At 62.3% G+C, this 24,339-nt stretch carries 29 protein-coding genes, 1 tRNA gene and 1 pseudogene; 19 read left to right on the top strand and 12 right to left on the bottom strand.

What is annotated here, in order from left to right; genetic code table 11:
* Positions 1 to 207: 207 nt before the first annotated feature.
* Entirely contained in the window at positions 208 to 810 is a 603-nt protein-coding gene (locus NKJ37_RS15860; RefSeq protein ID WP_352774296.1) for a DUF2059 domain-containing protein, read from the bottom strand.
* Complete coding sequence (gene rpiA, locus NKJ37_RS15855) at positions 797 to 1,528, bottom strand: ribose-5-phosphate isomerase RpiA (protein WP_128306111.1); 732 nt, start codon at positions 1,526 to 1,528, stop codon at positions 797 to 799. Before rpiA ends, NKJ37_RS15860 begins: the two co-directional genes overlap by 14 nt.
* 318 nt (positions 1,529 to 1,846) lie before the next feature.
* Here rpiA and NKJ37_RS15850 point away from each other — a divergent pair, with 318 nt between their 5' ends.
* Positions 1,847 to 2,530, top strand: a complete 684-nt coding sequence (locus tag NKJ37_RS15850; protein ID WP_352774294.1) for a phosphoglycolate phosphatase — start codon at positions 1,847 to 1,849, stop codon at positions 2,528 to 2,530.
* A gap of 358 nt (positions 2,531 to 2,888) precedes the next feature.
* Positions 2,889 to 2,963, top strand: a tRNA-Val gene (locus tag NKJ37_RS15845).
* A 49-nt stretch (positions 2,964 to 3,012) separates the two neighbouring features.
* Here NKJ37_RS15845 and NKJ37_RS15840 read toward each other — a convergent pair.
* The gene (locus tag NKJ37_RS15840) at positions 3,013 to 3,366 is read right to left on the bottom strand and encodes a hypothetical protein (RefSeq protein WP_031213807.1); all 354 of its coding nucleotides are present in this window, start codon (positions 3,364 to 3,366) and stop codon (positions 3,013 to 3,015) included.
* Between the two features lie 673 nt (positions 3,367 to 4,039).
* Here NKJ37_RS15840 and NKJ37_RS15830 point away from each other — a divergent pair.
* Entirely contained in the window at positions 4,040 to 4,297 is a 258-nt protein-coding gene (locus tag NKJ37_RS15830; protein WP_023813967.1) for a PepSY domain-containing protein, read from the top strand.
* Between the two features lie 219 nt (positions 4,298 to 4,516).
* Positions 4,517 to 5,002, top strand: coding sequence for a hypothetical protein (locus tag NKJ37_RS15825; RefSeq protein ID WP_032909546.1), 486 nt, complete (start codon positions 4,517 to 4,519; stop codon positions 5,000 to 5,002).
* Between the two features lie 153 nt (positions 5,003 to 5,155).
* Here NKJ37_RS15825 and NKJ37_RS15820 read toward each other — a convergent pair.
* From NKJ37_RS15820 to NKJ37_RS15810, 3 genes and pseudogenes are all read right to left on the bottom strand, one after another.
* A pseudogene (locus NKJ37_RS15820) lies at positions 5,156 to 6,045 on the bottom strand (arginase family protein).
* A gap of 383 nt (positions 6,046 to 6,428) precedes the next feature.
* Positions 6,429 to 8,318: a L,D-transpeptidase family protein gene (locus NKJ37_RS15815; RefSeq protein ID WP_352612235.1), complete on the bottom strand. Its 1,890-nt coding sequence runs from the start codon at positions 8,316 to 8,318 to the stop codon at positions 6,429 to 6,431.
* Positions 8,319 to 8,527: 209 nt separating this feature from the next.
* On the bottom strand, positions 8,528 to 9,274 hold the full coding sequence (locus NKJ37_RS15810) for a 3-oxoacyl-ACP reductase family protein (protein ID WP_352774292.1): 747 nt from the start codon (positions 9,272 to 9,274) through the stop codon (positions 8,528 to 8,530).
* A 98-nt stretch (positions 9,275 to 9,372) separates the two neighbouring features.
* Here NKJ37_RS15810 and NKJ37_RS15805 point away from each other — a divergent pair, with 98 nt between their 5' ends.
* Positions 9,373 to 9,987, top strand: coding sequence for a TetR/AcrR family transcriptional regulator (locus tag NKJ37_RS15805; protein WP_352774290.1), 615 nt, complete (start codon positions 9,373 to 9,375; stop codon positions 9,985 to 9,987).
* Between the two features lie 108 nt (positions 9,988 to 10,095).
* The gene (locus NKJ37_RS15800) at positions 10,096 to 10,491 is read left to right on the top strand and encodes a rhodanese-like domain-containing protein (protein ID WP_023813962.1); all 396 of its coding nucleotides are present in this window, start codon (positions 10,096 to 10,098) and stop codon (positions 10,489 to 10,491) included.
* A 13-nt stretch (positions 10,492 to 10,504) separates the two neighbouring features.
* Here the strand turns inward: NKJ37_RS15800 and NKJ37_RS15795 are convergent, their stop codons facing one another.
* Entirely contained in the window at positions 10,505 to 11,413 is a 909-nt protein-coding gene (locus NKJ37_RS15795; RefSeq protein WP_128303656.1) for an alpha/beta hydrolase, read from the bottom strand.
* A 47-nt stretch (positions 11,414 to 11,460) separates the two neighbouring features.
* Between NKJ37_RS15795 and NKJ37_RS15790 the strand changes: the two genes are divergently transcribed.
* The gene (locus NKJ37_RS15790; protein ID WP_352774288.1) at positions 11,461 to 11,913 is read left to right on the top strand and encodes a MarR family winged helix-turn-helix transcriptional regulator; all 453 of its coding nucleotides are present in this window, start codon (positions 11,461 to 11,463) and stop codon (positions 11,911 to 11,913) included.
* An 18-nt stretch (positions 11,914 to 11,931) separates the two neighbouring features.
* On the opposite strand, the gene NKJ37_RS15785 is transcribed toward NKJ37_RS15790, so the two are convergent.
* Both NKJ37_RS15785 and NKJ37_RS15780 read right to left on the bottom strand, forming a co-directional pair.
* Positions 11,932 to 12,543, bottom strand: a complete 612-nt coding sequence (locus NKJ37_RS15785; RefSeq protein WP_023813959.1) for a pyridoxamine 5'-phosphate oxidase family protein — start codon at positions 12,541 to 12,543, stop codon at positions 11,932 to 11,934.
* 73 nt (positions 12,544 to 12,616) lie between these two features.
* Entirely contained in the window at positions 12,617 to 12,970 is a 354-nt protein-coding gene (locus NKJ37_RS15780; RefSeq protein WP_023813958.1) for a gamma-butyrobetaine hydroxylase family protein, read from the bottom strand.
* A gap of 196 nt (positions 12,971 to 13,166) precedes the next feature.
* Between NKJ37_RS15780 and moaA the strand changes: the two genes are divergently transcribed.
* The 12 genes from moaA (at position 13,167) to NKJ37_RS15720 (ending at position 22,478) form a co-directional block, all read left to right on the top strand.
* The gene (moaA, locus tag NKJ37_RS15775; RefSeq protein WP_031213805.1) at positions 13,167 to 14,162 is read left to right on the top strand and encodes a GTP 3',8-cyclase MoaA; all 996 of its coding nucleotides are present in this window, start codon (positions 13,167 to 13,169) and stop codon (positions 14,160 to 14,162) included.
* 56 nt (positions 14,163 to 14,218) lie between these two features.
* Positions 14,219 to 14,692 (top strand): hypothetical protein, encoded by a 474-nt coding sequence (locus NKJ37_RS15770; protein WP_023813956.1) that lies wholly within the window; start codon positions 14,219 to 14,221, stop codon positions 14,690 to 14,692.
* 120 nt (positions 14,693 to 14,812) lie between these two features.
* Positions 14,813 to 15,172 (top strand): hypothetical protein, encoded by a 360-nt coding sequence (locus tag NKJ37_RS15765; protein ID WP_023813955.1) that lies wholly within the window; start codon positions 14,813 to 14,815, stop codon positions 15,170 to 15,172.
* Positions 15,173 to 15,397: 225 nt separating this feature from the next.
* The gene (locus NKJ37_RS15760) at positions 15,398 to 16,318 is read left to right on the top strand and encodes a DMT family transporter (protein WP_023813954.1); all 921 of its coding nucleotides are present in this window, start codon (positions 15,398 to 15,400) and stop codon (positions 16,316 to 16,318) included.
* Positions 16,319 to 16,373: 55 nt separating this feature from the next.
* On the top strand, positions 16,374 to 17,000 hold the full coding sequence (gene mobA, locus NKJ37_RS15755; RefSeq protein ID WP_352774286.1) for a molybdenum cofactor guanylyltransferase MobA: 627 nt from the start codon (positions 16,374 to 16,376) through the stop codon (positions 16,998 to 17,000).
* The gene (gene mobB, locus NKJ37_RS15750; RefSeq protein ID WP_352728580.1) at positions 16,997 to 17,506 is read left to right on the top strand and encodes a molybdopterin-guanine dinucleotide biosynthesis protein B; all 510 of its coding nucleotides are present in this window, start codon (positions 16,997 to 16,999) and stop codon (positions 17,504 to 17,506) included. The genes mobA and mobB overlap by 4 nt, the downstream gene beginning before the upstream one ends.
* A 157-nt stretch (positions 17,507 to 17,663) precedes the next feature.
* A complete protein-coding gene (locus NKJ37_RS15745; protein ID WP_027036615.1) occupies positions 17,664 to 18,449 on the top strand; it encodes an ABC transporter substrate-binding protein in 786 nt (261 codons plus the stop codon).
* Between the two features lie 79 nt (positions 18,450 to 18,528).
* Entirely contained in the window at positions 18,529 to 19,248 is a 720-nt protein-coding gene (locus NKJ37_RS15740) for an ABC transporter permease (RefSeq protein ID WP_352774284.1), read from the top strand.
* On the top strand, positions 19,245 to 20,066 hold the full coding sequence (locus NKJ37_RS15735) for an ABC transporter permease (RefSeq protein ID WP_352774282.1): 822 nt from the start codon (positions 19,245 to 19,247) through the stop codon (positions 20,064 to 20,066). The genes NKJ37_RS15740 and NKJ37_RS15735 overlap by 4 nt, the downstream gene beginning before the upstream one ends.
* 106 nt (positions 20,067 to 20,172) lie before the next feature.
* Complete coding sequence (locus NKJ37_RS15730) at positions 20,173 to 21,042, top strand: NAD(P)-dependent oxidoreductase (protein WP_352774280.1); 870 nt, start codon at positions 20,173 to 20,175, stop codon at positions 21,040 to 21,042.
* A gap of 9 nt (positions 21,043 to 21,051) precedes the next feature.
* Positions 21,052 to 21,756 carry a DNA alkylation repair protein gene (locus NKJ37_RS15725; RefSeq protein ID WP_352442422.1) on the top strand — a complete coding sequence of 235 codons (705 nt, stop codon included), beginning with the start codon at positions 21,052 to 21,054 and terminating at the stop codon, positions 21,754 to 21,756.
* A gap of 152 nt (positions 21,757 to 21,908) precedes the next feature.
* Positions 21,909 to 22,478 (top strand): DUF3299 domain-containing protein, encoded by a 570-nt coding sequence (locus NKJ37_RS15720; RefSeq protein ID WP_352774278.1) that lies wholly within the window; start codon positions 21,909 to 21,911, stop codon positions 22,476 to 22,478.
* Positions 22,479 to 22,498: 20 nt separating this feature from the next.
* On the opposite strand, the gene NKJ37_RS15715 is transcribed toward NKJ37_RS15720, so the two are convergent.
* The 3 genes from NKJ37_RS15715 to NKJ37_RS15705 all read right to left on the bottom strand — a co-directional run bounded on the left by NKJ37_RS15715 (position 22,499) and on the right by NKJ37_RS15705 (position 24,331).
* A complete protein-coding gene (locus tag NKJ37_RS15715; protein WP_006205209.1) occupies positions 22,499 to 22,990 on the bottom strand; it encodes an Lrp/AsnC family transcriptional regulator in 492 nt (163 codons plus the stop codon).
* Between the two features lie 109 nt (positions 22,991 to 23,099).
* The gene (locus NKJ37_RS15710) at positions 23,100 to 23,780 is read right to left on the bottom strand and encodes a uracil-DNA glycosylase family protein (RefSeq protein ID WP_128303649.1); all 681 of its coding nucleotides are present in this window, start codon (positions 23,778 to 23,780) and stop codon (positions 23,100 to 23,102) included.
* Positions 23,720 to 24,331 carry a glutathione S-transferase gene (locus NKJ37_RS15705; RefSeq protein ID WP_352774277.1) on the bottom strand — a complete coding sequence of 204 codons (612 nt, stop codon included), beginning with the start codon at positions 24,329 to 24,331 and terminating at the stop codon, positions 23,720 to 23,722. Before NKJ37_RS15705 ends, NKJ37_RS15710 begins: the two co-directional genes overlap by 61 nt.
* Positions 24,332 to 24,339: the final 8 nt, after the last annotated feature.

Below are 24,339 nucleotides of genomic sequence, written 5' to 3'. Positions count from 1 at the left end.
GCCAGCAAAACTACCCGCACACCTCATCCGATTAAGACAACGGCTGGGAGACCTCATCCTCCCAAAAACACGGGGGCGATCATGCCCCCGTGTCGTCAAAAAGCTACCAGCCAAATATCCTGTCAGAACACTGAAGGTGCCTAAGTGAACTGCATTACGGACAGGCCGGGCTTTCGCGGGAGGCCGCAAGGCCATTTGAAATGCGGGTCAGTTGTTGTCCGCGGGGGCCGCGCCATCGGCGGGCGCTGCGCCATCGGCCGGAGCGGCGGCTCCGTCGGCGGGCGCGGCAGGTGCTGCCTGCGCCTTTGCCTTGGCGGCTGCGGCCAGCGTTTCGCCGACCTGCTGGGCGAGATCGCGGCCGAGGCCGTTCTGCCAGATGTCGGCTGCCTTGACCAGTTCGCGGGTCACCGTCGGGCCGCTATCGAGCAGCTTCTTGCCCGAATCGGAATTGTAGAAGGCGGCGATGTCGGCCAGTTCCTTTTCGGAGAACACTTTCGCGTAGGCGAGTGCGGCTTCCTTCTCGAGGTCGGCGCGGCGCGAGGCCAGCGCCAGCGCCTTCTCGCTGATCGTCTTGCCGATCAGTTCCTGCATGTCCGGGTTCTTCTGGATCAGCTGCGATTCGAGCGCCGCGGCTGCCTGCGGCAGAATGTTGTCGAACGGGTCGGTCGCGTGGATCGCAGACACCGCCGCGCGGGCGGCCTTCAGGTGCGAATCCGTGACATCCTGCGAAAACGCCGGCGAAGAGAAGGCGAAAACGGCCGAGGCCGCCAAAAGGACGGAAAGGCTGCGAACCCGGTTATGCAACGTCATGATCGGTAAAACTCCCTGGTTTTCGGGCGGCATGGACGGTTTGGATACCGTCGCCGCCGGCGATGATGGCCGCTGAAGCCAGCCCGATGAAAAGACCATGCTCGACCACGCCCGGAATGGCGTGGAGAGCATTCGAAAGCGCTCTTGTATCCGGAATGCGGCCAAAAGATGCATCGAGGATAAAATGGCCGCCGTCTGTAACAAAAGCCTGCCCTCCCGTCATCCTCAATGTGACCGGCCCGGAAAGACCGAGCTTTTCAGCCGCTGCGGCAACCGCGATTTCAGTGGCGCGCAGGCCGAACGGATTGACCTCGATCGGCAGCGGAAAACGGCCGAGCGTCTCGACCATCTTGGAGCGGTCGGCGATGACGATCATGCGCTGGGACGCCGCGGCGACGATCTTCTCGCGCAGCAGCGCGCCGCCGCCGCCCTTGACCAAGGTCAGTTCCGGGTCGACTTCGTCGGCGCCGTCGACGGTGAGATCGAGCTCTGGCGTTTCCTCCAGCGTCGACAGCGGCACGCCAAGCTCGCGGCACAGCGAAGCGGTGCGCTCCGAGGTCGGCACGCCGATGACGGTCATGCCGGTGGCAACCTTTTCGGCAAGCAGCCGCACGAACTCTTCGGCCGTGGTGCCGGTGCCGATGCCGAGCCGCATGCCGTCGCCCACATGGGCAAGTGCGGCGCGCGCGGCTTCGACCTTCAACTGCCTTGCATCCATGTCGATTGTTGCCCCGGAAACTTGCTGCCGGGCTCGTAGCATTTTTGCCGGTCCGGTCAAAGCCCTGGACGGCGCTTCTCCAGGTGATGTGTATAGGAATTATTTCCTTGATCGGTGACAGCAGCTATGCTACATTTTCGTCCATGGTGCTGGTTTGCGCCACAACCCGCCGTCGAGGCGGGTTTTTTCATATAGGATGGCCCGCCGCGAATGTCCGGCCTGATGGGCAGGCCCCGCCTGAACGAACTGGCCCCGCGCTTGCCTTGACGCGCCACAGCCGCTATCGCCTGCCCATTGCACACCTGCCCAGGACAGACCATGACCCGACCGATCATCGTGTTCGACCTCGACGGTACGCTGATCGACACAGCGCCGGACCTGCTCGACAGCCTGAACCACAGCCTGGCCGCCAGCGAGATCGCGGCGGTCGACGAAGCCGGCTTCAGGCGTTTTGTCGGTCACGGCGGCCGGGTGATGATCGAGCGGGCGCACGCCGCCCATCAGCGATCGCTTGCCGTCGAGGAGCACGACCGGCTGCTGAAACTTTTCCTCGACCACTACACGCTCAACATCCCCGGCAAATCGCGCCCCTACCCCGGTGTCGTCGAGGCGATCGCGCGCTTCGAGGAGGCCGGCTATATCCTCGCCATCTGCACCAACAAATACGAAGCCAACTCGCTGGCGCTGATCGAGGCGCTCGGCCTGACCCAGCATTTCGCGGCCATCGCCGGCCAGGACACGTTCGCCTTCCGCAAGCCCGACCCGCGCCATCTGATCGAGACCATCAAGCTGGCCGGCGGCGACCCGCACCGCGCGCTGATGGTTGGCGATTCGCAAACCGATATCGACACGGCGAAGGCCGCCGGCATCCCGGTGGTGGCGGTCGATTTCGGCTACACCGACCGCCATGTCCGCGAATTCGAACCCTCGGCGGTCATCTCGCATTTCGACGCCCTGACGCTCGATCTGGCGCAAAAGCTGATTGCCGCCGCCAGAAACTGACGGGGAGCGGCGCAGGAAATCGCATATGGGCAAAGGCTTGCGCCCTACGAATACCCCCACTCCTAACCCCTCCCCACAAAGGGGGAGGAGATTCCGTCGGCGCTGATATCAGCAGATTTCCAACGTTCTCGACGCAAAAGGCGAGAGCGCGGCAGCTTCCCTCCCCTTGTGGGGAGGGCTAGGGTGGGGGTCCTCTTCGCAAGAACCTATATTCGATTGCCTTTGGAAGCGGCCACGTCTCGTCGAGACAAGGCCGGATAGGCCGACAATCCGATCCTGTCGGAACGCCGAACACCGCCTTGACTTCCCGCACCCGCCTCCCTTATATCGCGGCTCGCTTGGCCTTTGGGCAACGAGCGGGCGATTAGCTCAGCGGGAGAGCACACCCTTCACACGGGTGGGGTCGCAGGTTCAATCCCTGCATCGCCCACCAAAATCCTTACGGCAGTTGGCGATGTCTGGTGGAGATGCACCAGCCGCGATCAGCGCTTCATCGAGTGCAGGATGGCCTGCATGTGCTCTTCCAGGTCGAGTTCACCCCGAGCCTCGGCGGTCAACAGGTAATCGGCCTTGGCCCGGCGATCGCCTCGGCTGATCGCAGGATAGGAGCAGATGGCCAGCAGTGCTTCCTGTTCAATCCGGTCTGCCCTCTTGCGTTCGTGGCTGCTACTGCCCGCTTGATGAACAACCCTGTGAAGCCCGACATAGGTGGCTTCATGGGCTCCGATCAGCGCCCGCAATCCGGGTGAGGCCCCTTCCCCTTCAGCAAATGTCGGTTCAATGACTGAGGCCACGGCGGTGAACGCAAGAAGTGTACGGCGGGTGACTTCGGGCATGGCTCATATCCCTGCTGCCTGATCATGCAGGCACACCATAGCACCGGCGAAGCGGTTCGCAGAGATGCTCGGGGACGCGACCACACTTCTGCTGACAGATGTATTCGCTTCCGTAGCCCGCCCGCCCAGCAGCTGGTGTGGCCTTAAGTCGCAATGATTGACTTCCGAAATGCAGGGTTTCGGGCTTCATTGACGCTGCGACCAACACCATATGGTGATCCACAGCCCTCCAAAACGAGAGAAGCTCGCCTTGACACGGTCGCTTTGCGGCCATCGGCCGGCAATGGCTATGAACCAGGAACCTGAAAAACCATGCCTGAAAATATCAGACCGATTTCGAAAGACGTCCCCCTCATTCAGCTAGGCGTCTATCAGTGCCGCTTCCCGGTGAGCGAAGACCGGTCAGTGCCCGGCGGTTATCGTTTCTGTGCTGGGCCAACTTCGGCGGATCGCGTCTATTGCGATCACCACCACAGCATCGTGACCGCCGTCGACCCTCGTCGAACCCGTTCAGGTCTCCACCCCGCTCAACGACGCGCTGCGTAAGTCAAGCGGGCGGCGGCCCATTATTCGGGCAGCTGCAAACCTGTGGACTGAATCGGCACGCATTCCGGCTGCGGAACAAACCGGCACGCCAGCGAGTTTCTCTCCGACGAAAACTTGAGGGAAAGCCATGTCCAGATTTCTGCCGGCGACCAGCGTCGCCGTTCTTCTCGCCGGCGCGCCGGCCTTGGCCGCGGACGACAAGCCGCTGCCGCCGCCCAATGCCAAGAAGCTGTCCGAGATCATCGCCAAGGTCGAGCAGCGCGACGGCTTTCGCTATGTGGACGAGGTCGACTGGGACAGCGGCGCCTACACCGTCACCTATTACACGGCGGACAAGGCGAAGGTCGAAATCACCTACGATCCTGTGACGGCGGAGCCGAAATAGGGTTCGCCGGCAGACATTTCGTTCCCGGCCGTGTCAGCGGCCATTCCCGGCGCGGGCGCCTCCCCTTGCGTCAGCGTCGCTTTGATGGCTGACTGTGCGCCAGAGCAGTTCACCGCTTCATGGAAACGGTGAACCGCTCTAACTCTTTGTTTTGGCGCAATTCCGGACGGAAACCGTTTCACACTTTTCCTGGAATTGCTCTGGGCGCCGCATTGGGGGATGGGGATGGCGACGGCAAAGCACGTGATGAAGCGCATATTGATGATGTTGGCCGGCTACTTCGTGTCGGTGCTGGTCGGCCTGATCGCCATCGCGGTGATCTATGGCGTGCTCAGCTCCTTGCCCAACGCGCCCAGCTATTTCGACGTCATGGGCGTTTCGCCGATCGCGGTGCTGCTGGTGCCGCCGCTCGGCATGTTCGTCTATTTCCTGACCATCGTGGTGACCGCGCTGCAGACGCTGATCTTCGCGCTGATCGCCGAGTTCTTCTCGTTGCGCAATGTCCTGCTGCACATGGTTTTCGGCGCCGGCGCCGCGGTCGGCGGTTTCGCCCTGATCTGGCCGAGTGCACCGGAGGATATGGACCCGGAGCGTTGGGTCGACATCGGCATCATTGCCGCTGCCGGACTTGTCGCCGGGTTGCTCTATTGGCTGATCGCCGGGCGCGACGCCGGCTTCCGGCGGCCATTGTTCCAGCGCTACTAGCTTGCAGGCTCACAATCGCGAGCCCGGCATATCGGCTCATGCCGAGCCTGAAAGAAACAGATTCCGCCGCATTATGAAAGCCGCCAGTCGGAAAACGATCTCAAATCGGTCGCTCAGTGCGCCTTGCTGCCTGAGAGCAGCCATAGCTCGTCGTCATGGCGCTGCTGTTCCGAGCGCAGCGGCCAGTACGTCGGCGAGGCCGCGTCCGGCGCTGCCGTCCTCATCAAGGCGCGGATTGTAGATGGTGATCTCGAGGCCGACTGCCTTGCCGCTCGCCGAGGCAAGCCGGAGCGCAGCCGTCAGCTCGTCCCACGACAACCCGCCTAGCACGCGAAAATCGACAGCTGGCATGATGACGTCGTCGAGACAGTCGGCGTCGAGATGGATGAAGAAGCCGTCCAATTCAGCTCTCGTCAGGTGATCGATCGCTTCGCGTGCGGCGGCCTCGATGCCCGTGGCGCGCACAGCGGGAAGGTCAAGCACCTTGAGCTCTTCGGGGAGCGGCTGGCTTCCGTACTCCTCCTGATCCTTGTGATCGCGATACGCGAAGGCGACAGCGTCTTCAGGGCGGACCAGAGGACCGCGACCTTCGATGTCGGTCAGGAGCGATGGACCGTAGCCGGTGACGAAGGCGAGGTCCATCGAGGCGCCCTCACCATTGGGTTCCGCCTCTGGCTGGAAGAAATCGGCGTTGCCGTCAATGAAGAGCAAGCCGTAGCGGCCGCGTCGTCGAAACGCGAGCGCCGAGCCCAGCACGATCGTGCAATCGCCGCCCAGCACCACTGGAAACCCGCCTGCGTCAAGCACCGCTTCCACGGCGTCGGCGAGCTTGGGCGACCACTGCGCAATTGCCCTGGCGTTCAGGGTGCCGGTCTCGGGATCGGGCGTCGGGTCCTTCGCAGGCACAGCCAGCCGCCCGGCCCGGCGCGCCTGGATGCGCTCCGCAAGGCAAGGTCCAGGAGCCGGTCAGGCAAGCGCTCCACACCGTCGGTCGCCAGGCCCAGCGTGGAGGGGGCTTCGAGAATCGCATAATGGCTCGACATCGGCGCCTCCGTTAGTGACCATTTCGCGGAGTAGGTCAGGGCCTCTGTTTTGTGGCCGTGTGATCGCGAATGAAGGCCCGAAGTCGTTGGCATCGTATGGTGTCGTGCCAACGGTTGCGCGTCTTCCATCTGAACGCGAAACGTGCCCACTTCCGTAGCTTGGTCCACCTTCGTCAGCCATCGGCAGAATGCCGACGATGGCAAAACACCGTCGCAGAATCGCTTCGAGCGCTCAACATCGTTCGTCCCTACCGAAACAGGATCACAGTTGCGTTTTGAGCTTGTTCGATAACGGTAGCCGCCGCTCCTCGTTCCCTCTCAGCCGCCTTTCCGCTTTCGGTCATTCCGTATTTATGAGTTAACGGCCTACCGAAAGTCCTGGATCAACTCGAAGGCGAGCGAACCGCCTCCGTAGCGTCCAGAGCCTGCTTGAGGCGCGAGTCGCGGTCGTAGACGTCGCCGAAATACTCGACCTTGCCGGACAGATCAGGCCAGGCGGTGAAATAGGCGACATAGACCGGGATCGTGCGCGTCACATTCTCGGTCGCATGGCCGTGCTTCAGCTTCTCGGCGATATAGTCCACGGAGGTGCCAAGCACCGCCGCTGCCATGCCGCGCGGGTCCTGCAGCCGCACGCAGCCATGGCTGAGCGCGCGCATATCCCGCTGGAAGAATGATTTCTGCGGGGTGTCGTGCATGTAGATCGCGTGCTTGTTGGGGAACAGGATCTTCAACTCGCCCAGCGCGTTGGCCTCGCTCGGCTGCTGGCGAACGCTGTAGGGGATGTTGGAGCCATAGGCGCCCCAATTGACCGCCGACGAAGGAATGCGCTTGCCGCGCGAATCCGTCACCTCGTAGCCGGCCCGGTCGAGATAGCCCGGATCGTTGCGCAATCTCGGCAGCATCTCGTTGACGATGATCGACTGCGGCACGCCCCAATAGGGATGGAAATCGACCTGCTTGATCTGGTCGTAGAAGAAAGAGGTCTGGTTGGTGGTCCGGCCAACGACGACACGCGTCTTGAGCTTTTCCTCGCCATTGTCGATGTAGCTTGCGGTAAAGGCCGGCTGGTTGATGAAGACGCGCGGACTGCCAAGATCGGAGGGCAGCCAGCGCAGTTCCTCCAGCGCCACTTCCACCTTCAGCAGCTTGTCGGCCTTGGATGTTCCGGCCAGCGTCGCCACAGTGCGCGGGCCGATGACGCCGTCGCCCTTCATGCCTGCCTTCTGCTGCACGGCCTTGATGACCGGGACCAGTTCCGGAACGTAGACGTCGCTGGTGGCCAGCCTGGACAGGATCTCGCCATAGGCGCCGCCCATCTCGTCATCGAGATTGCGCGCGATCAAGGTCAGGAGCTTCGGCAGTTCGGGACTGGTTTCGCCCGGCTTCAGCAACAGTTTGGGGTCGACGACGATTTCGTTTTCCGCACTGGCCTGCAGCGATTCCAGCTCGACGCGCAGTGCCTGGTATTCCGCATTCTGCGGATGCCGCGATTCGAGATAGGTGCGCACTTGCTGGGTATGCGCCAGCGTCCTCAGCACGCCTTGCAAGTCGAGCGGCTTGGCCGGGAAATCATAGTAGCCGGTCATGCGGTTGGGATCGACGCGGCCGTTCTGGGCGTCGTGGGCATAGCGCAGCACACGCGCGGAAAGCGCCATCTCGAAACGGACGAGCTCTTTCAGTTGCGCATTGGCATCGGCCGACGATGCGCCGGCAGCGGGCACTTCGACCGTATAGTCGGCGGGCGTGAGGCCATAGCTTGAAGCCTCGCCAAGCACCCGCACCGCATCCTGCGCGCGGCTGTTGAGGCTGGTTCCGCTTATCCAGATGAAATCCGGATTGGCCGAGTAATACGCGATCAGCGCCTTGGCGATGTCGGGCTCGGCTAAGAGTTCGTAGTCACCCAAGCTGGCAACCGCATCACGGAACGCAGCGCCCGTTGCCGACGGCACGAAGGCGGCGTCCTGCGGTGTCGCCGGCTGCGGCGTCGCGGCCAATGCCGAGAAGTCGACGCGAACCAGCCGGTCGGCCTTGTAGGTGTAGTAGGATGGGCTGCTGATCTTCACATTGCCGCCGCCACCACCGGACACTTTCGGCTTTGGCTTGTTCTTCGGCGGCGGGGGCGGAAACTCGCCTTTCGGCGCATGCTTGACGCCGCCGCCGAAAAGCATGTCGAAGAGCCCCTGCGCGCCTGCCTGGGGTACACCGAAAGCCAGCGTTGCCGTGATCGCCATCAGCGGCATCACGGTTGCTTTGTTTCCGAGGAATTTCATGAATCACCCGCTCCGGCCGCAACCGGTTCCCGTTCCGCACGCTAGATCGTCCCGCTCACCGCATGGCGGATGTAAGGCGCGACTATACTGATTCATACCGATTTCGTTAAGCTTTCATAAATTTTGGAAAGCCTGTTGCAGAACGGTTTCACAAGATCGTGACGGCTGGAGCGGAGGGTTGTTCCGCCCCAGCCGGAAATCTCTCGGGATCAGGCGTTGGCGCCGCCATCGATGGTCAGGGCAGCGCCGGTGACGAAGCGGCCTTCAGGGCCTGCAAGCCAGACGACCATACCGGCAATGTCATCGGCCTTGCCGAAACGCGGTGTTGCCATCTTCCGGCGCTGATGCTCGGCGTGCGGGCCGTCGGCCGGGTTCATGTCGGTGTCGGTCGAACCGGGGTGGACGACGTTGGCGGTGATGCCGCGCGCGCCGAGGTCGCGCGCCAGCGCCTTGGTCAGGCCGACCAGCGCCGCCTTGCTGGCTGAATAGGCCGTGAGGCTGCCGTCGGTCGCCCTCTCGGCAAGGTTGCTGCCAATCGAGATGATCCTGCCGCCCTCACCCATATGCACGGCCGCCGCCTTCGAGGCGATGAATGGAGCCCGGAGATTGACCTCCATGGTCTCGTCGAAATCTGCGAGCGACAGCGTGTCGATGGGGGCGGCCCGCCAGATGCCGGCGCTGTTGACCAGGATGTCGAGCCGGCCGAAGGCGGTCACTGCGTCGTCGACGGCCTTGTCTATGGCGACCGCATCGCGGTTGTCGGCCCTGATCGCGATGGCGCGGCCGCCCTTGGCCTCGATTTCGGCGACAACCGAGCGAGCCTGCTCCTCGCCATGCACATAAGTCAGCGCGACACTGGCGCCGTCGGCCGCGAGCCGTCGCGCAATCGCCGCACCGATGCCGCGACTGCCGCCGGTGACGAGCGCGGCCTTGCCGCCCAGTTGGTTGAATGACATCGATTTCTCCTTTTGTAACGATCGATACATAAATATCTGTCAGCCTTGCCCACCGGCGTCAACTTAATTATGTATCGATCAACACAGAAAAGAGCATCATGCCGGAACGAGGCCGTCCCCGCACCTTCGATCGAACCGCAGCCCTGCGACGTGCGATGCAGGTGTTCTGGGCGCGTGGCTACGAAGGCGCATCGATGAGCGAGCTGACCGCCGCCATGGGCATCAACTCGCCCAGCCTCTACGCCGCCTTCGGCAGCAAGGAGGCGCTGTTCCTGGAGGCGACGGATTTTTACTCGCACACCGAGGGTGCCGACATCTGGCTGGCATTGGACGAGGCTCCGACCGCGCGGCAGGCGATCGAACAATTCCTGAGCCTGACGGCGAAGGCCTATGCGCAGAGCGATCGTCCGCAGGGCTGCCTGATCACGCTCGGCGCGCTGCATCAGGATTCGAGCCGAGGCGCCATCTGCGACGATCTGCGCCGTCGTCGTGCCGAAAACCACACCGCCCTGCGGAAGCGTCTCGAGCGCGGCGTTGCCGAAGGCGAATTGCCGGCGAATTTCGATGCGAGCGCCGCCGCGACTTTCTTCGCCACGGTCCAGCACGGCATGTCGATCCAGGCACGCGACGGCGCCTCGCACGATGCCCTGCTGGCGACGGTTGCCGGGGCCATGGCGGCCTGGAGGACGCTGGCCGGCGGCAACGCGGCGTGACAAACGCCGGCTGGTGTGCTCGAAATTCTGACTTGCCAGCAATGCTAGGGCCGGCAAGGCCGGGAGGCCAGCAATGCTAGGGCCGGCAAGGCCGGGAGGGATGAGAGTGTGAAAAAGGGTTATCGCGAGCTGCTGGACGAGGCGAACGCCGTGATCGAGGTGGTTTCGCCGGAGGAAGCGGCCGGGCTGCTCGACGATGAAGACACGATCTTCGTCGATCTGCGCGATCCACGCGAAGTGGAACGCGACGGCAAGATTCCCGGCGCCAAGCATGTCACGCGCGGCATGCTGGAGTTCTGGATCGACCCCGAAAGCCCTTACCACAAGCCGTTCTTCGCCTCGGGAAAGAGCTTCGTGTTCTTCTGCGCCGGCGGCTGGCGCTCGGCGCTGGCCACAAAGACGGCGCAGGACATGGGGCTTTCGCCGGTCAAGCACATCCTTGGCGGCTACACCGCCTGGAAGGCCGCCGGACTGCCGGTCGAACCCGGCGAGAAGAAGAAATAATCTCGACCGCCGCTCAGTGCAGCAGCAATGGCTCGCGATGCGTCACGAAGCCGACGGCGCGTTCGACCACGCCCTTGTCGGCGAGAATACGGCGGTGGCCGAGCCCGTCGGCCCAGTAGAGCCGCACATGGCCGCCGGCGCCGGCATAGCGCCTTGCATGATCGGCCGACACTTCGCGATCGTCCTGCGCATGGATGACCAGGGTCGGCACCGGCGCCTGGGCGAGCTGACGGTCGCCGGTGAATTCGTGCAGCGGCCGGCCGGAAAGATGCTCGACCCGGTCCGCCATGGCGGCTTGCGAGCGCGGGCCGACATTCAACATATGACTGAAGTCGGCAAAGATCGCCGGCAGGGAACTTGGCGCCGCGATCAGCACCAGGCGTCCGGCCGCCAGCGGCGGAATGTTCTTGACCGAACCGGCGATGGCATTGGCGGCGACGGCGCCGCCGAAGGAATGGCCGACCGCCGCCACGAAGGGGCCGAACCATTCGCCGGCAATTCGCACCGCATCCACGGCATTGACCATGTTCAGGCGCCGGCCCTGCGACTGGCCGTGGCCGGGCAGGTCAAGCGAAACGACCCTGTAGCCGGCGGCGCGATAGCCTTCGATCAAGGCGCGCATATATTCGGTGCGCGAGCGCCAGCCATGGACGACGAGCACCGTGCCGGCGGCCGCCCTGCCCGGCTCGGGCCGGAATTCGTGCACCATGACGCAGCCGGTCGCGGTCTTCAGTCGGTGATGTCGCGCCTCGGTCATGAACCCGGCCGCACGCTCGACAGCGCGGCGCTCGCCATCGCTGAGCGCCTTGACATTCGGGGTGCGGCAGAACAATTCGAACGCCGCGCGTCCGCTAAGCCGCGGCGCGACACGCTCTGCCGCACCGAACACGCCCCGGATGACCTTCAGCCCGAATGATGCCATAGTGAAAATCCATCCATACGTTCAAGCATGAACATAATAGTTCAAAGATGAACAATAATCAAGAGCTGCCTTGGGACAACCCGCGTTTCCGCAACTGGGTCGCGGTGGCGCGCGCTTGCCATGTGCTGGAGCGCACGCTCGCGGTGAAGCTTGCACCGCTCGATTTGAAACCGGCGCAGCTCGACGTGCTGATGAACCTCTATCGCCACCCCGGCATGTCGCAGCACGATCTTGCCCGCAAGCTGCTCGTCGGCCGCTCCAACATCACCATGCTTTTGCCGCAGTTGGAAGCGCGTGGCCTGCTGCGCCGCGAAGGCGACGAGAAGGACAAGCGCATCCTGCGGCTCGCGCTCACCGAGGCCGGCGAGGCGCTGCTGATGCAGGCGCTGAAAGTGCATATGGCGCTGATCGAGAAGGCGATGAGCCAGTCGACGCCGGAACAATGCGACATGATCGGCGAGCAGATGCGCAAGATCTATGATGTGCTAAAAGAGGCGTGACGACCTTTCAGCCTGGACCTACCACATCGTCTTCTTCGCCCGCTCCGGCCATTCCTTGTCGTAGGTTTCGCCGTCGATGTTGCTGCGGCTGGTGATTTCCAGGATTTGTCCGGGCGTCGGCAGCGACTTCGGGTCGACGTGCCTTGCCGCGTTCCAGAGCTCGGAACGGACGATGGCCCGGGCGCATTGGAAATAGACCGAATCGATGTCGACGACGGTTACCGATCGCGCCGCCTTGCCGTCCACCGTGAATGATGCGCACAGCGCCGTATCCGTGGTGATATGAGCGCGGCCGTTGACACGCAGCGTCGTGCCGGAGCCCGGTACCAGGAACAGCAGGCCGACGCGTGGGTCGCGGATGATGTTTTTCAGCGAATCGGCGCGGTTGTTGCCGCGACGATCCGGCATCATCAGGGTTTTCGGATCATGGATGCGCACAAAGCCGGCGAGATCGCCGCGCGGCGAACAGTCCAGCCCCTCCGGGCCACTGGTCGCCAGCGCGACGAACGGCGAGGCTTCGATGAAGGCGGCATATTCGGGAATGACGTGGTCGAGTTCCTTGACCAGCGAGGCCTCGCCTGGAACGCCATAGAGCGCCTCGAGCTGCTCGACCGTGGTGATGACGGACATGTTTTCGCCTCCAAACTTTTGCCGGCGCTACGCCATATCGATGACGTTTTGACGACAGCGAGGGGAATCAATTTTAGCGGTCCCGGCTCAGGCCCTTTTCCGCAAGCTCCGCGAGATAGGCTTCCCAGCGCGCATCCTTCTCGTGGCCGAGCGTATGCAGGTAATTCCAGGTGAAGATGCCGGTGTCGTGGAAATCGTCGAAGGTGATGCGCACGGCGTAGTTGCCGACTGGCTCGATCTTGAGGATTGCGACATTGCGCTTGCCGGGGACCGTCACCCGCTGATCCGGCGAATGGCCCTGCACTTCGGCCGATGGCGAGGCGACGCGCAGCAGTTCCGCCGGCAGTTCGAACGGCCGATGGTCGGGAAAGGTGACGGACAAAAGTTTGCGGTCCTTGGAGACCCTGAGCTCTTTCGGTGCGGTCATGCTGTTCGATCCCGTCTCATCCGCCCTTCCCTACGCCGCTTCGCCAAACGGGAAAAGACCTGATGAGACCGACCGACATGCGATGTCGGCTGAGGGATGTTACCAAAGATCGAGAGGCGGTATCTTGAATGAATGGCCGGATCGTATCACATAGCGGTATATAACGAAGCCGTTCACGGCCACGGGAAGCGCTTGCATGGACATGATTGATCCTTTCGGCCGCACGATCAGCTATCTCCGCGTGTCGGTCACCGACCGCTGCGATTTCCGCTGCACCTATTGCATGGCCGAGGACATGGCCTTCCTGCCGAAGAAGGACCTGCTGTCGCTGGAAGAGCTTGATCGGCTGTGCACGGTTTTCATCGAAAAGGGCGTCAGGCGGTTGCGCCTGACCGGCGGCGAGCCGCTGGTGCGCAAGAACATCATGCATCTGGTGCGCCAGCTGTCGCGGCATCTCGCCAGCGGCGCGCTGGAAGAACTGACGCTGACCACCAACGGCTCGCAGCTGTCGCGCTTTGCCGCCGAACTCGCCGATTGCGGCGTGAAGCGCATCAACGTGTCGCTCGATACGCTCGATGCCGACAAGTTCCACAAGATCACCCGCTGGGGCCATCTCGACAAGGTCATGCAAGGCATCGATGCCGCGCAGGCGGCGGGGCTGAAGGTCAAGCTCAACGCGGTGGCGCTGAAGGATTTCAACGACGCCGAGCTACCCGAGATGATGCGCTGGGCGCATGGCCGCGGCATGGACCTGACGGTCATCGAAACCATGCCGATGGGCGAGATCGATGCCGACCGCACCGACCAGTATTTGCCGCTGTCGCTGCTGCGCGCGTCGCTGGAACGCCAGTTCACGCTGACCGACATTCCCTTCAAGACCGGCGGCCCGGCCCGCTACGTCCAGGTCGCCGAGACCGGCGGACGGCTCGGCTTCATCACGCCGATGACGCATAATTTCTGCGAAAGCTGCAACCGCGTCCGGCTGACCTGCACCGGCACCCTCTATATGTGCCTGGGCCAGGAAGATGCCGCTGACCTGCGCGCGCCCTTGCGCGCCTCCGAAGGCAACGAGCTGGTCGCCGAAGCGATAGACGAAGCGATCGGCCGCAAGCCGAAAGGCCATGACTTCATCATCGACCGCCGCACCAGCCGCCCATCGGTATCGCGCCATATGAGCGTCACCGGCGGCTGATCTTCCCGCCGATCTGTGCAAGAATTGCCGTGCGGTCATCGACTTCGGGGCAAGACATGCGGCGGTTCTTTTCATTCGGGACGTTTTTCGCTGCGATCGCGGCGAGCACGGCAATTGCCGCGCCGTTCACCTATGTGAACGAGCGCTTCGGCACCGTCTGCACCTTTCCCGAGGAAATCTTCACCGAGCACCAGCCCGAGCCCGACAATGGCGACGGGCAGCAATGGCTGAGTGCCGATGGTGCCAGCCTGATCTGCTCGGGCATCCTCAACATCGACGACGATACGCCGAAAGGCTTTGTCGCGGCGCAGAAGGCGAGCAACGAGCCGGGCTACAAGGTGACCTACAGCAGGGCCGGAAAGGACTGGGCAGTGCTGTCGGGCTTGAAGGAAGGAAAGATCTTTTACGAGCGGCGCCTGTTTGGTGGAGATGGCGTCATCCGCACGGTCTGGGTCGACTACCCTCCGGCCCTGAAGTCGAAATACGACCCGCTGGTCGGCGCCATTGCCGGCAGTCTCAAGGGACCATGAACGTTTCGGACCACACCCCAGAAAAAGTCTTGTTCGCGAACCGCAGCCGGATTTACGGCCAGTCTGTTCCAGCCTAGCCTTTCTCTGGAAGCGGCTCTTCGCTCACAGGGGGAATACATCATGCGCAAACTCATTCTTTCTCTCGCCTTGCTCGGTCTCGCGGCCGCGCCCGCCGCGGCGCAGTCGATCGGCGGCACCTATACGGTCGCCGGCACCAACTTCGACGGTTCGGCCTATGGCGGCGAAGCCACCATCACGCTGACCAGCGGGACGACCTGCGCGATCCATTGGGAAACCGGTGGCTCATCTTCCGACGGCATCTGCATGCGCAACGATGACGCCTTCTCCGCCGGCTATGTCATGGGCAAGGATATCGGCCTCGTCGTCTACAAGATGACGGATGACGGCTCGCTGCATGGTCTGTGGACCATCGCCGGCAAGGAAGGCAATGGCACCGAGGTGCTGACGCCGAAGAAGTAAGTTCTGCCGCCATTGCAGGTGATCTTCTGGGCCACAAACAAGGCTGTGGCCCAGCCCTTTGCTATTGCTGTTTCATGCCCGGCTGTTACAGGCTTGCTGCCTAAAGCGCGTCGCGTTTGAACGGATTCAGGTGACGCGCTTTAGGTCTTTGTTTCTTATGCATGCCGTTTCCCAAAAATCGAGGTCACTTTTGGGCGACATGCATTAGCAGAACCGGTAGCCGTCTTGCCCCTGTCACCAAATATTCGCGGCGCGTTGTTCATGATGGTGGCGATGGCCGGCTTCTGCCTCAACGACGCCATCACCAAATACTCGTCACAATCGATGAACATGGCGCAGGTCATGTTGATCCGTGGGGCTTTCGCTTCGCTTTTCGTTGGCTTGCTCGCCTGGCAGCGCGGCGCGCTCGCCCGCCCGGGCTCGATGCTGCAGCCTCTGGTGGCCCTGCGCGTGATCAGCGAGGCCGGTGCCACGGTGAGTTTTCTCGTCGCCCTCGCCCATTTGCCGATCGCCAATGTTTCGGCGGTGCTGCAGGCGCTGCCACTGGCGGTGACGATGGGGGCCGCGCTCGTCTTTGGCGAGGCTGTCGGCTGGCGGCGCTGGCTGGCCATCGCCATCGGATTTGCCGGCGTGCTGATCATCGTGCGGCCTGGCTTCGAAGGGTTCAGCATCTACTCGCTGGCGGCGCTGGCCAGCGTTGCCTGTTGTGCGGTGCGCGATCTCGCCACCAAGCAAATTCCCAAGGCCATTCCGACATTGCTGGTGTCGACGGCAACCGCGCTTGCCATGACCATCGTCGGTGCGGCGCTGTTGCCGGCAATGGGCGGCTGGACGCCGATGACGGGGGACAGCACAGCCCTGCTGGCCCTGGCGGCGGTGCTGGTGCTGATCGGCTACCAGTTCATCATCATGGCGATGCGGGCGGGCGACATCTCCTTCATCGCGCCGTTCCGCTATACGGCCCTGATCTGGTCGATCCTGCTTGGCCTGTTCATCTTCGCCGATATCCCCGATCCGCCGATGATCGTCGGCGCCACCATCATCATCGGCTCGGGCCTCTATGCGCTCTACCGCGAGCGGGTCGCCGGCCGGCGCAAGATCGTCGCCGAAAGCACGGGGCCGAGCATGGTTCCGGACGGAATCTAGCCAGATCATTGAAGGTTCTTGTGATTTCCGACGGCTGGCGTACAGGCTTCGTGGCATGAAGCGAGACATTGCGGGGATCATCCTGGCCGGTGGCCAGTCGAGACGGATGGGCGGCGGCGACAAGAGCCTGTTGCCGCTTGGCGATGGCTGCCTGCTTGACCAGGTCGTGTCGCGCTTCACCCCGCAAATAGAATCGCTGGCGCTCAGCGCCAATGGCGATCCTGCACGATTCCTGCGCTTTGGACTGCCGGTGCTTGCCGACAGCGTGCCCGGCTTTGCCGGGCCGCTCGCCGGAATCCTGACCGGCCTCGAATGGGCCGCGGCCAACCCGGGCTGCAAGGCGATCGTCAGCGCTGCCGGCGACACGCCCTTCCTGCCGTTGGACCTTGTCGAGCGTCTGGCAGCGGCCGCCGACCAAAGTCACGGTTCGATTGCCGTTGCCCGCTCGGCCGGCAAGCGGCACCCGACCTTCGCGCTCTGGCCGCTCGGCTGCCGCGATGCCTTGCGGCACTTTCTGGTCGATGAGGACAACAGGCGGGTTTCGGCTTTCATCGACCGGCACGGTTTTGTCGAGGTGGAATTCCCGGTTCCGCAATCGGCGGGGATCGACCCTTTCTTCAACATCAACGAACCGGACGATCTTGTGTCTGCCGAGCGTCTGTTGCAGAGCATCAAGCCATGAACAGACGCGTCTTCGGCATCACCGGCTGGAAGAATTCCGGCAAGACGACTTTGACCGAAAGGCTGGTCACCGAACTTGTCCGGCGCGGCTGGAAGGTGTCGACGGTGAAACACGCCCATCATGATTTCGACATCGACAAACCGGGTGCCGACAGTTTCCGCCACCGGCAGGCCGGCGCCACCGAAGTCGCGATCGTCTCCGGCGTTCGCTGGGCACTGATGCACGAGCTGCGCGGCGAGGATGAGCCGACATTGGAGACTGTACTGTCGCGGCTTGCCCCTTGCGACCTGGTGCTGGTCGAAGGCTACAAGCGCGAAGCCCACAGCAAGATCGAAACCCGCCGGCTGGATGCGAAGGACCGTACGCCGCTTTCGGCGGAGGATCCCAACATCGTCGCTGTCGCCGCCGATTTTGCGATTGAAGGCGAGCTGCTGCCGGTATTCGATCTCGACGATGCAAAATCGATAGCCGACTTCATCGAGCGCACCACTGGGCTCGTTGCTTGAGCGCTGACGCAACGGCAGAATAGCCTTGCCCATTTTTACGGTTTTGCAGTTGCTTTTTTCTTGGAAAGAGTGGGAGTATCGCGCCAGCGGGCGGTCAAAAGCACCGCCCCACAGAGCCGTTCGGAACGACGGCCGGGACCATAAAGAGAGGACCATAATGCGTATTTCACTGCGTATCGCGCTTGCCGCATCGGCCGCGCTGCTGACGCTCGGCGTCGCCCAGGCCCAGGAAAAGACCCTGAGGATCGGCACCGAAGGCGCCTACCCACCCTTCAACAACCTTACCGCCGATGGCCAGCTCGTGGGTTTCGACATCGACATCGCCAAGGCGCTTTGTGATGAGATGAAGGTCAAGTGCACCTTCGTCGCCCAGGATTGGGACGGCATCATTCCCGCCCTTCAGGCCGGCAAGTTCGACGCCATCGTCGCCTCGATGTCGATCACGCCGGAGCGGATGGAAAAGGTCGACTTCTCGCACAAATACTACAACACGCCGTCGGCGCTCGCCGTGCCGAAGGACAGCACGCTGAAAGGCGTGACCAAGGAAGATCTCGCCGGCAAGACCATCGGCGTCGCCACCACCACGACGCATTTCAACTATGCCTCGAAGACCTACACCGACAGCACCGTGAAGGGCTATCCGAGCAGCCCCGAGGAGCAGGCAGATCTTGCCAATGGCCGTCTCGACGCCATCGAGGACGATATTGTCGTGCTGCAGCAGTTTCTGGATTCGCCTGACGGCGCCTGCTGCAAGATCCTCGGCCAACCTTCGCCGCAGCCGGTCGAGATCTTCGGGCCTGGCGCCGGTATTGCCGTGCGCAAGGGCGAAACCGACCTGGTCAACAAGCTCAACTCGGCCATCGACGCCATTCGCGCCAATGGAAAATACAAGGAAATCAACGACAAGTACTTCAAGTTCGACGTCTACGGCGCCGAGTCCTGATAAATACGGTCAAGACGGCGGGGAATTCCCCCGCCGTCTTCTGTTCATCTTGGGAATGCCGTGGGGATAAGACCGATCGATGCCAGCCCAGAGCATATGGACACTTCTCAGTTGGGGACCCGAAGGCTGGCTTGACGATATTGCCTATGGTGCACTGATCACCATTGCGCTTGCGCTTGCCACGCTGCCCATCGGCCTGGCGATCGGCTTTTTCATTGCACTCGCCAAGCAGTCCGAAGAACCCTCGTTGCGCCTTGCCGCCAACATCTACACCACCGTCTTTCGCGGCCTGCCGGAGTTGGTGACGCTTTTCCTGTTCTTCTTCGGCATGCCGATCCTGCTGCAGCATCTCGTCAGGTATTTCCGGCCGGACACCACCATCGACGTCAACAGCTTCGTCGCCGGCATGATCGTGCTTGCGCTGATCTTCTCGTCCTATGCCAGCGAGGTTTTTCTTTCCGCCTTCCGCGCCATTCCCAAAGGCCAGTATGAGGGTGGCTATGCCATCGGTCTTTCGAACTGGCTGACCATGCGCAAGGTGATCGTGCCGCAGCTGCTGCGCATCGCGTTCCCCGGCCTGGAGAACTGCTGGCTCAGCCTGCTCAAGGACACGTCGCTGGTGTCGGTCGTCGGCCTGGCCGAGACGCTCCGCAATGCCAGCATTGCCGCCCGTGTCACCAAGCACGCTTTCCTGTTCTTCGGCGTCGCCTCCCTGGTCTTTCTTGCCCTGGCCGTCCTGTCGTCCTTCGCCACCAGCGCTATTCTGCGCTCGCTTGGTCGGCAGGAGGCGCAGCGATGAGCGCCACGGCCACAATGGTCGAACGGCCCCCGCCCCGGGCGCGCGGCTGGCCGCGCAGGCGTATCGCCGGTTACGCGCTGGTCTGCCTATGGATTTTGTTCGGCATTGGCATCATCAGCTATCTCTTCCTTGCCTGGAACCCTGAGTTCTTCGCCAAATATGCGCCAGCCTATTTGCGAGGGCTTGGGGTAACGCTCTCGCTGGTTTCCATATCGATGGTGCTCGGCGCGATCCTGTCGGTGCCCGTCGCTTACGGGCGCATGTCCAAGAACCGGATCCTGTCCGGCCTCGCCTATTGCTACGTCTATTTCTTCCGCGGCACGCCGCTGCTGGTCCAGACTTATCTCGTCTATTACGGATTGGGCTCATTCAGGGTCGAGCTCCAGTCGATCGGCCTCTGGGACTTTTTCAAGGACGCGTTCAATTGCGGCGTCTTTGCCTTTGCGCTCAACACCGCCGCCTATCAGGCCGAGATTCTGCGCGGCGCCATCGAGAGCGTGCCTCGTGGGCAGTGGGAAGGCGCTGCCTCGCTTGGCCTGCACAAATTGCAGACGTTGCGCAAGATCATCCTGCCGCAGGCACTGATCGTCGCCTTGCGGCCCTATGGCAACGAACTGATCCTGATGGTCAAGGCGTCCGCCATCGTCGCCATCATCACGGTCTATGATCTGATGGGCAATGCAAAGCTCGCCTTCGCCAACTCGTTCGACATCCAGGCCTATATCTGGGTCGCGCTCGTCTATCTGGTGATGGTCGAGATATTGCGCCATGGCGTCGAATGGATCGAGCGCCGGATCACCGTTCACCTGAAACGCTGACTATTTCAATTCAGCTGCACCAGCCGATCCTGCCCTACGCGTCTTGACGAATTGAGCGCAGAGCCTAGAGCTTTCCCAGCAAATTCCGTTTCTGAAGGGCAAGCTCATGGCATCTGTTGCATTTCTCGGTCTTGGCGTGATGGGCTATCCGATGGCCGGGCACTTGAAGAACAAGGGTGGCCATGATGTCACCGTCTACAACCGCACCAAGGCCAAGGCCGAGCAATGGGTTGGCCAGCATCGCGGTAGCCTTGCGGCGACGCCGGCACAGGCCGCCGAGGGCAAGGATTTTGTCTTCTCCTGTGTCGGCAATGACGACGATCTGCGTTCGGTGACGACCGGTCCGGAAGGCGCCTTCAAATCGATGAAGAAGGGTTCGGTCTTCATCGACAACACCACGGCCTCGGCCGAGGTCGCTCGCGAGCTGGCGGCGGCGGCGGAAGCCGGCGGGTTTTCGTTTCTCGATGCGCCTGTCTCGGGCGGCCAGGCCGGCGCCGAGAATGGCGTACTGACCGTCATGGTCGGCGGCGAGCAGGACGCTTTCGACAGAGCGAAGCCTGTTATCGACGCTTTTGCCCGCATGGTCGGTTTGATGGGGTCGGCCGGTGCCGGCCAGCTCACCAAGATGATCAACCAGATCACCATAGCCGGCCTCGTCCAAGGCCTGGCCGAAGGAATCCATTTCGGCAAGAAGGCCGGACTCGACATCGAGAAGGTGATCGAGGTGATTTCCAAGGGTGCCGCCGGCTCCTGGCAGATGGAGAACCGCCATAAGACGATGAACGCCGGCAAATATGATTTCGGCTTCGCCGTCGACTGGATGCGCAAGGATCTCGGCATCTGTCTGGCCGAGGCCGATCGCAATGGCGCCAGACTGCCGGTGACAGCACTTGTCGACCAGTTCTACAAGGATGTGCAGGCGATGGGCGGCAAGCGCTGGGACACGTCCTCGCTGCTAGCGCGCCTGGAGAAGTAGGTTTCCGCCGTGGCAGAGCTCTCACCTCAATCCACAGCCGCGGAAATCGTCGCCCATCTTCGCGCTATCGGGTCGGAGGAGAACCGCCTCGGCATGTTGCGCTACGGCATCAAGATCGACCGTGCGCTTGGTATCTCGCACGGCATGCAGCGGCAGATCGCCAGGAAGATCAGACGCAACCACGAGCGCGCCTTCGAGCTATGGGACACCGGCATCATGGAGGCGCAGTTCATCGCCTCCGTCACGGCTGACCCGAAACGGTTTTCTGCTGAAGATGCAAGACGATGGGCGGCCAGCTTCGACTCCTGGGACATCGTCGACGGCGTCTCCGACCTCTTTGTCGACACGGACGCCTGGAAAGAACTGATCGCCGAGTTCGCGGCGGACGAGCGGGAATTCGTTCGGCGCACGGCCTTTGCCATGATGGCCTGGTCTGTCGTCCACCGGAAGAAGGAGCCGGAGACGACCTTCCTCGCCTTCCTGCCGATCATCGAAACGCATGCCAACGACAGCCGCAATTTCGTGAAGAAAGCCGTGAACTGGGCGCTTCGGTCGATCGGCAAACGATCAATGGACATGCACGGCGCTGCCCTGGCTGTCGCCGAACGATTGGCGCAGTCGGCAGACAAGACGGCGCGCTGGATCGGCAAGGACGCCGTAAGGGAGCTGTCCAATGCCAAGACGCTCGCGCGGATCGTCGCCAGGAAAGGCTGACGGCGCGGAAATCCGCTTTCCGGCATGTCTGGATCTCGCCGACATGTGAAGTGGCTGCCGACATGTGATGCGGCTGCCGACATGTGATGCGGCGGGAGCGTTGACGTCGTTGACAGCGGCGTCTTTACTTGAGCTTCAAAGGGACGCGGCCAATGAGCAATCCTCCCAAATCAATCCTGGCCTTCGCAGCGGTATTGTTTGTGTCCGCGGCCACCGATGCCTCGGCCGAGACCGCGCACATATTCTGGAAGGATCTGCGTCCGGCTACGCAATCCGCCGCCGAAAACGTCGGGCTGCCGATGATCGCGGCAAAATTGCCCGACCATGGCGAGACGCTGTCCCTCAACCTGCAGGACAAAAGCATTCAGCTAGCCGGCTACGCATTGCCGGTCGATCGCGACGGCGATCTTGTCTATCAGTTCCTGCTGGTGCCGTGGACGGGTGCGTGCAGCCACATGCCAACGCCGCCCCCCAACCAGATCGTGCTGGTCACGCCGGCACGTCCCTACAAAATCTCCGAGGCCTATCAGCCGGTCGCGGTCACCGGCGCGCTGAAGCCGGACATGGAGAAGAGCCAGCTGTTCATCCTCGACGGCGTCAGCGTCATCCAGTCTGGCTACAGCGTCCGCAAGGCAGACGTGGTCGCCGTCGGCAGCGTACCGGACACCGTCACCCTGCCGGTCAATTCGCCCTGGAGTTTCCTCAACAAAAAGAAGAACTAAGCAGGACAACCTGCTGCAGCTCAGGCGGCGTTGGCACCCGATTCCTTGTCCAGCACCATGTAGTCGAGCGGGATTTCGGTCGTGTACTTGATCTGCTCCATGGCGAAGGACGACGACACGTCACGGATTTCGATCTTGGCGATCAGCCGCTTGTAGAAGGCGTCATAGGCGGCGATGTCTGGAACCACGACCCGCAGCAGATAATCGACGTCACCGCTCATGCGGTAGAACTCGACCACCTCGGGAAACTCCTGGATGACTTCCGAGAAACGCCGCAGCCATTCATGGCTGTGCGAATTGGTGCGGATCGACACGAAGACGGTGACGCGCACATTGACCTTTTCATGGTCGAGAATGGCAACGCGCCGCTTGATGACGCCTTCCTCCTCGAGCTTCTGGATGCGCCGCCAGCAAGGTGTTGTCGACAGCCCGACTTTCTTGGCGACGTCGGCGACCGCGAGTGTCGCGTCCTCCTGCAAAAGACGGAGAATTTTTCTATCGAGGCGGTCCATATTTTGCTCCCCAGGGGAATAGATTGGCTATACTCCCCCTTATTCCGACCTTTCACAAGAAAGAAATTCTGCCAATTGACGGAAAAGCGAGTGATTTCTTGCTGTAAGGTCAGCCGAGGCGATATCGGATTTCCGAACGCAGAAAAGGCAGCAAATCCATTTCAAACCATGGATTCTTCTTCAGCCAGCCGGTGTTGCGCCACGAGGGATGCGGCAGCGGCAGCACTTTCGGACCGACGGAATTCTCCCAGATGGAGCGCCAATCCATGACCGTTTCGGTCAGGGAGGGCCGGCGCGCCGCACCCATGTGCCAGGACTGCGCATAGATCCCGATCGTCAGCACCAGATCGATCCGTGGCATCGAGGCCATCAAAGGCGCGCGCCAGGCCGCCGCGCATTCGCGCCTCGGCGGCAGATCTCCCCCCTTGGCATCCTGGCCGGGAAAGCAGAAGCCCATCGGGACGATGGCGAATTTTTCGATGTCGTAGAATTCGTCGCTCGTCACGCCAAGCCAACTGCGCAGGCGGTCGCCGGAGGCGTCGGTGAACGGCATGCCAGACAGATGTACCTTGGTGCCGGGCGCCTGGCTGGCGATCAGGATACGGGCGCTGGACGAAGGGCGCAGTACTGGTCGTGGCTCATGCGGCAACGGCTTGCCGGCCGGATTTTCCACGCAGATACGGCAGGCGCGGACCCTGGCGACGAGGTTTTCGAGTTCAACAGTCATTCTCAGGCTGATGCGCTCGGCCGGCTGGAGACGGCCTGATGCCAGCGCAACACATTCGCGCAGTCATCCGGCACCTTGATGCGTGCCGGCTTCATGAAGTCGACGGCGATCAGGCCGGTGATGTCGGCGATCGAATAGCTGTCACCGGCGATGAACTTTCGGCTGCCCAGTTCGCCGTCCAGAAGCCTGAGGAACGCCACGGCCTTCGGCTTATTGGCCTCACCCCATTCGGGGACCTGCGGGATTTCCCATTCCTTCATGGCCGGATGGATGTGCCGGAAAGCCTGCGTGACGCAACTGAGCAAATTGAATTCCATCCGTCGCTGCCACATCTCGACCTGCGCCTTGCCGAGTGCGCCGCGCCCGAACAGGGCCGGTTCGGGATGCAGTTCCTCGAAATAACGGCAGATGGCGACGGATTCCGTGATGACGGTGCCGTCGTCGAGTTCCAGCACCGGCAGGCGTTGCAAGGGATTGCGCGAGCTGACCGCCTGTTGCCTGTGTTCGAGCGCCCCCATGTCGATGGGCACCTGCGGAACCTCGATGCCTTTCTCGGCCAGGAAAACGCGGACCCGCCGTGGATTGGGCGCCCGGCCCCCGTCGAAGAGTTTCATTCCATCCT

It is taken from the genome of Mesorhizobium sp. M0140 (genome assembly GCF_040322475.1).
GTDB lineage: Bacteria > Pseudomonadota > Alphaproteobacteria > Rhizobiales > Rhizobiaceae > Mesorhizobium.
Note: the sequence above shows the minus strand (reverse complement) of the source record. Positions and strands in the feature narration are given on the sequence as shown.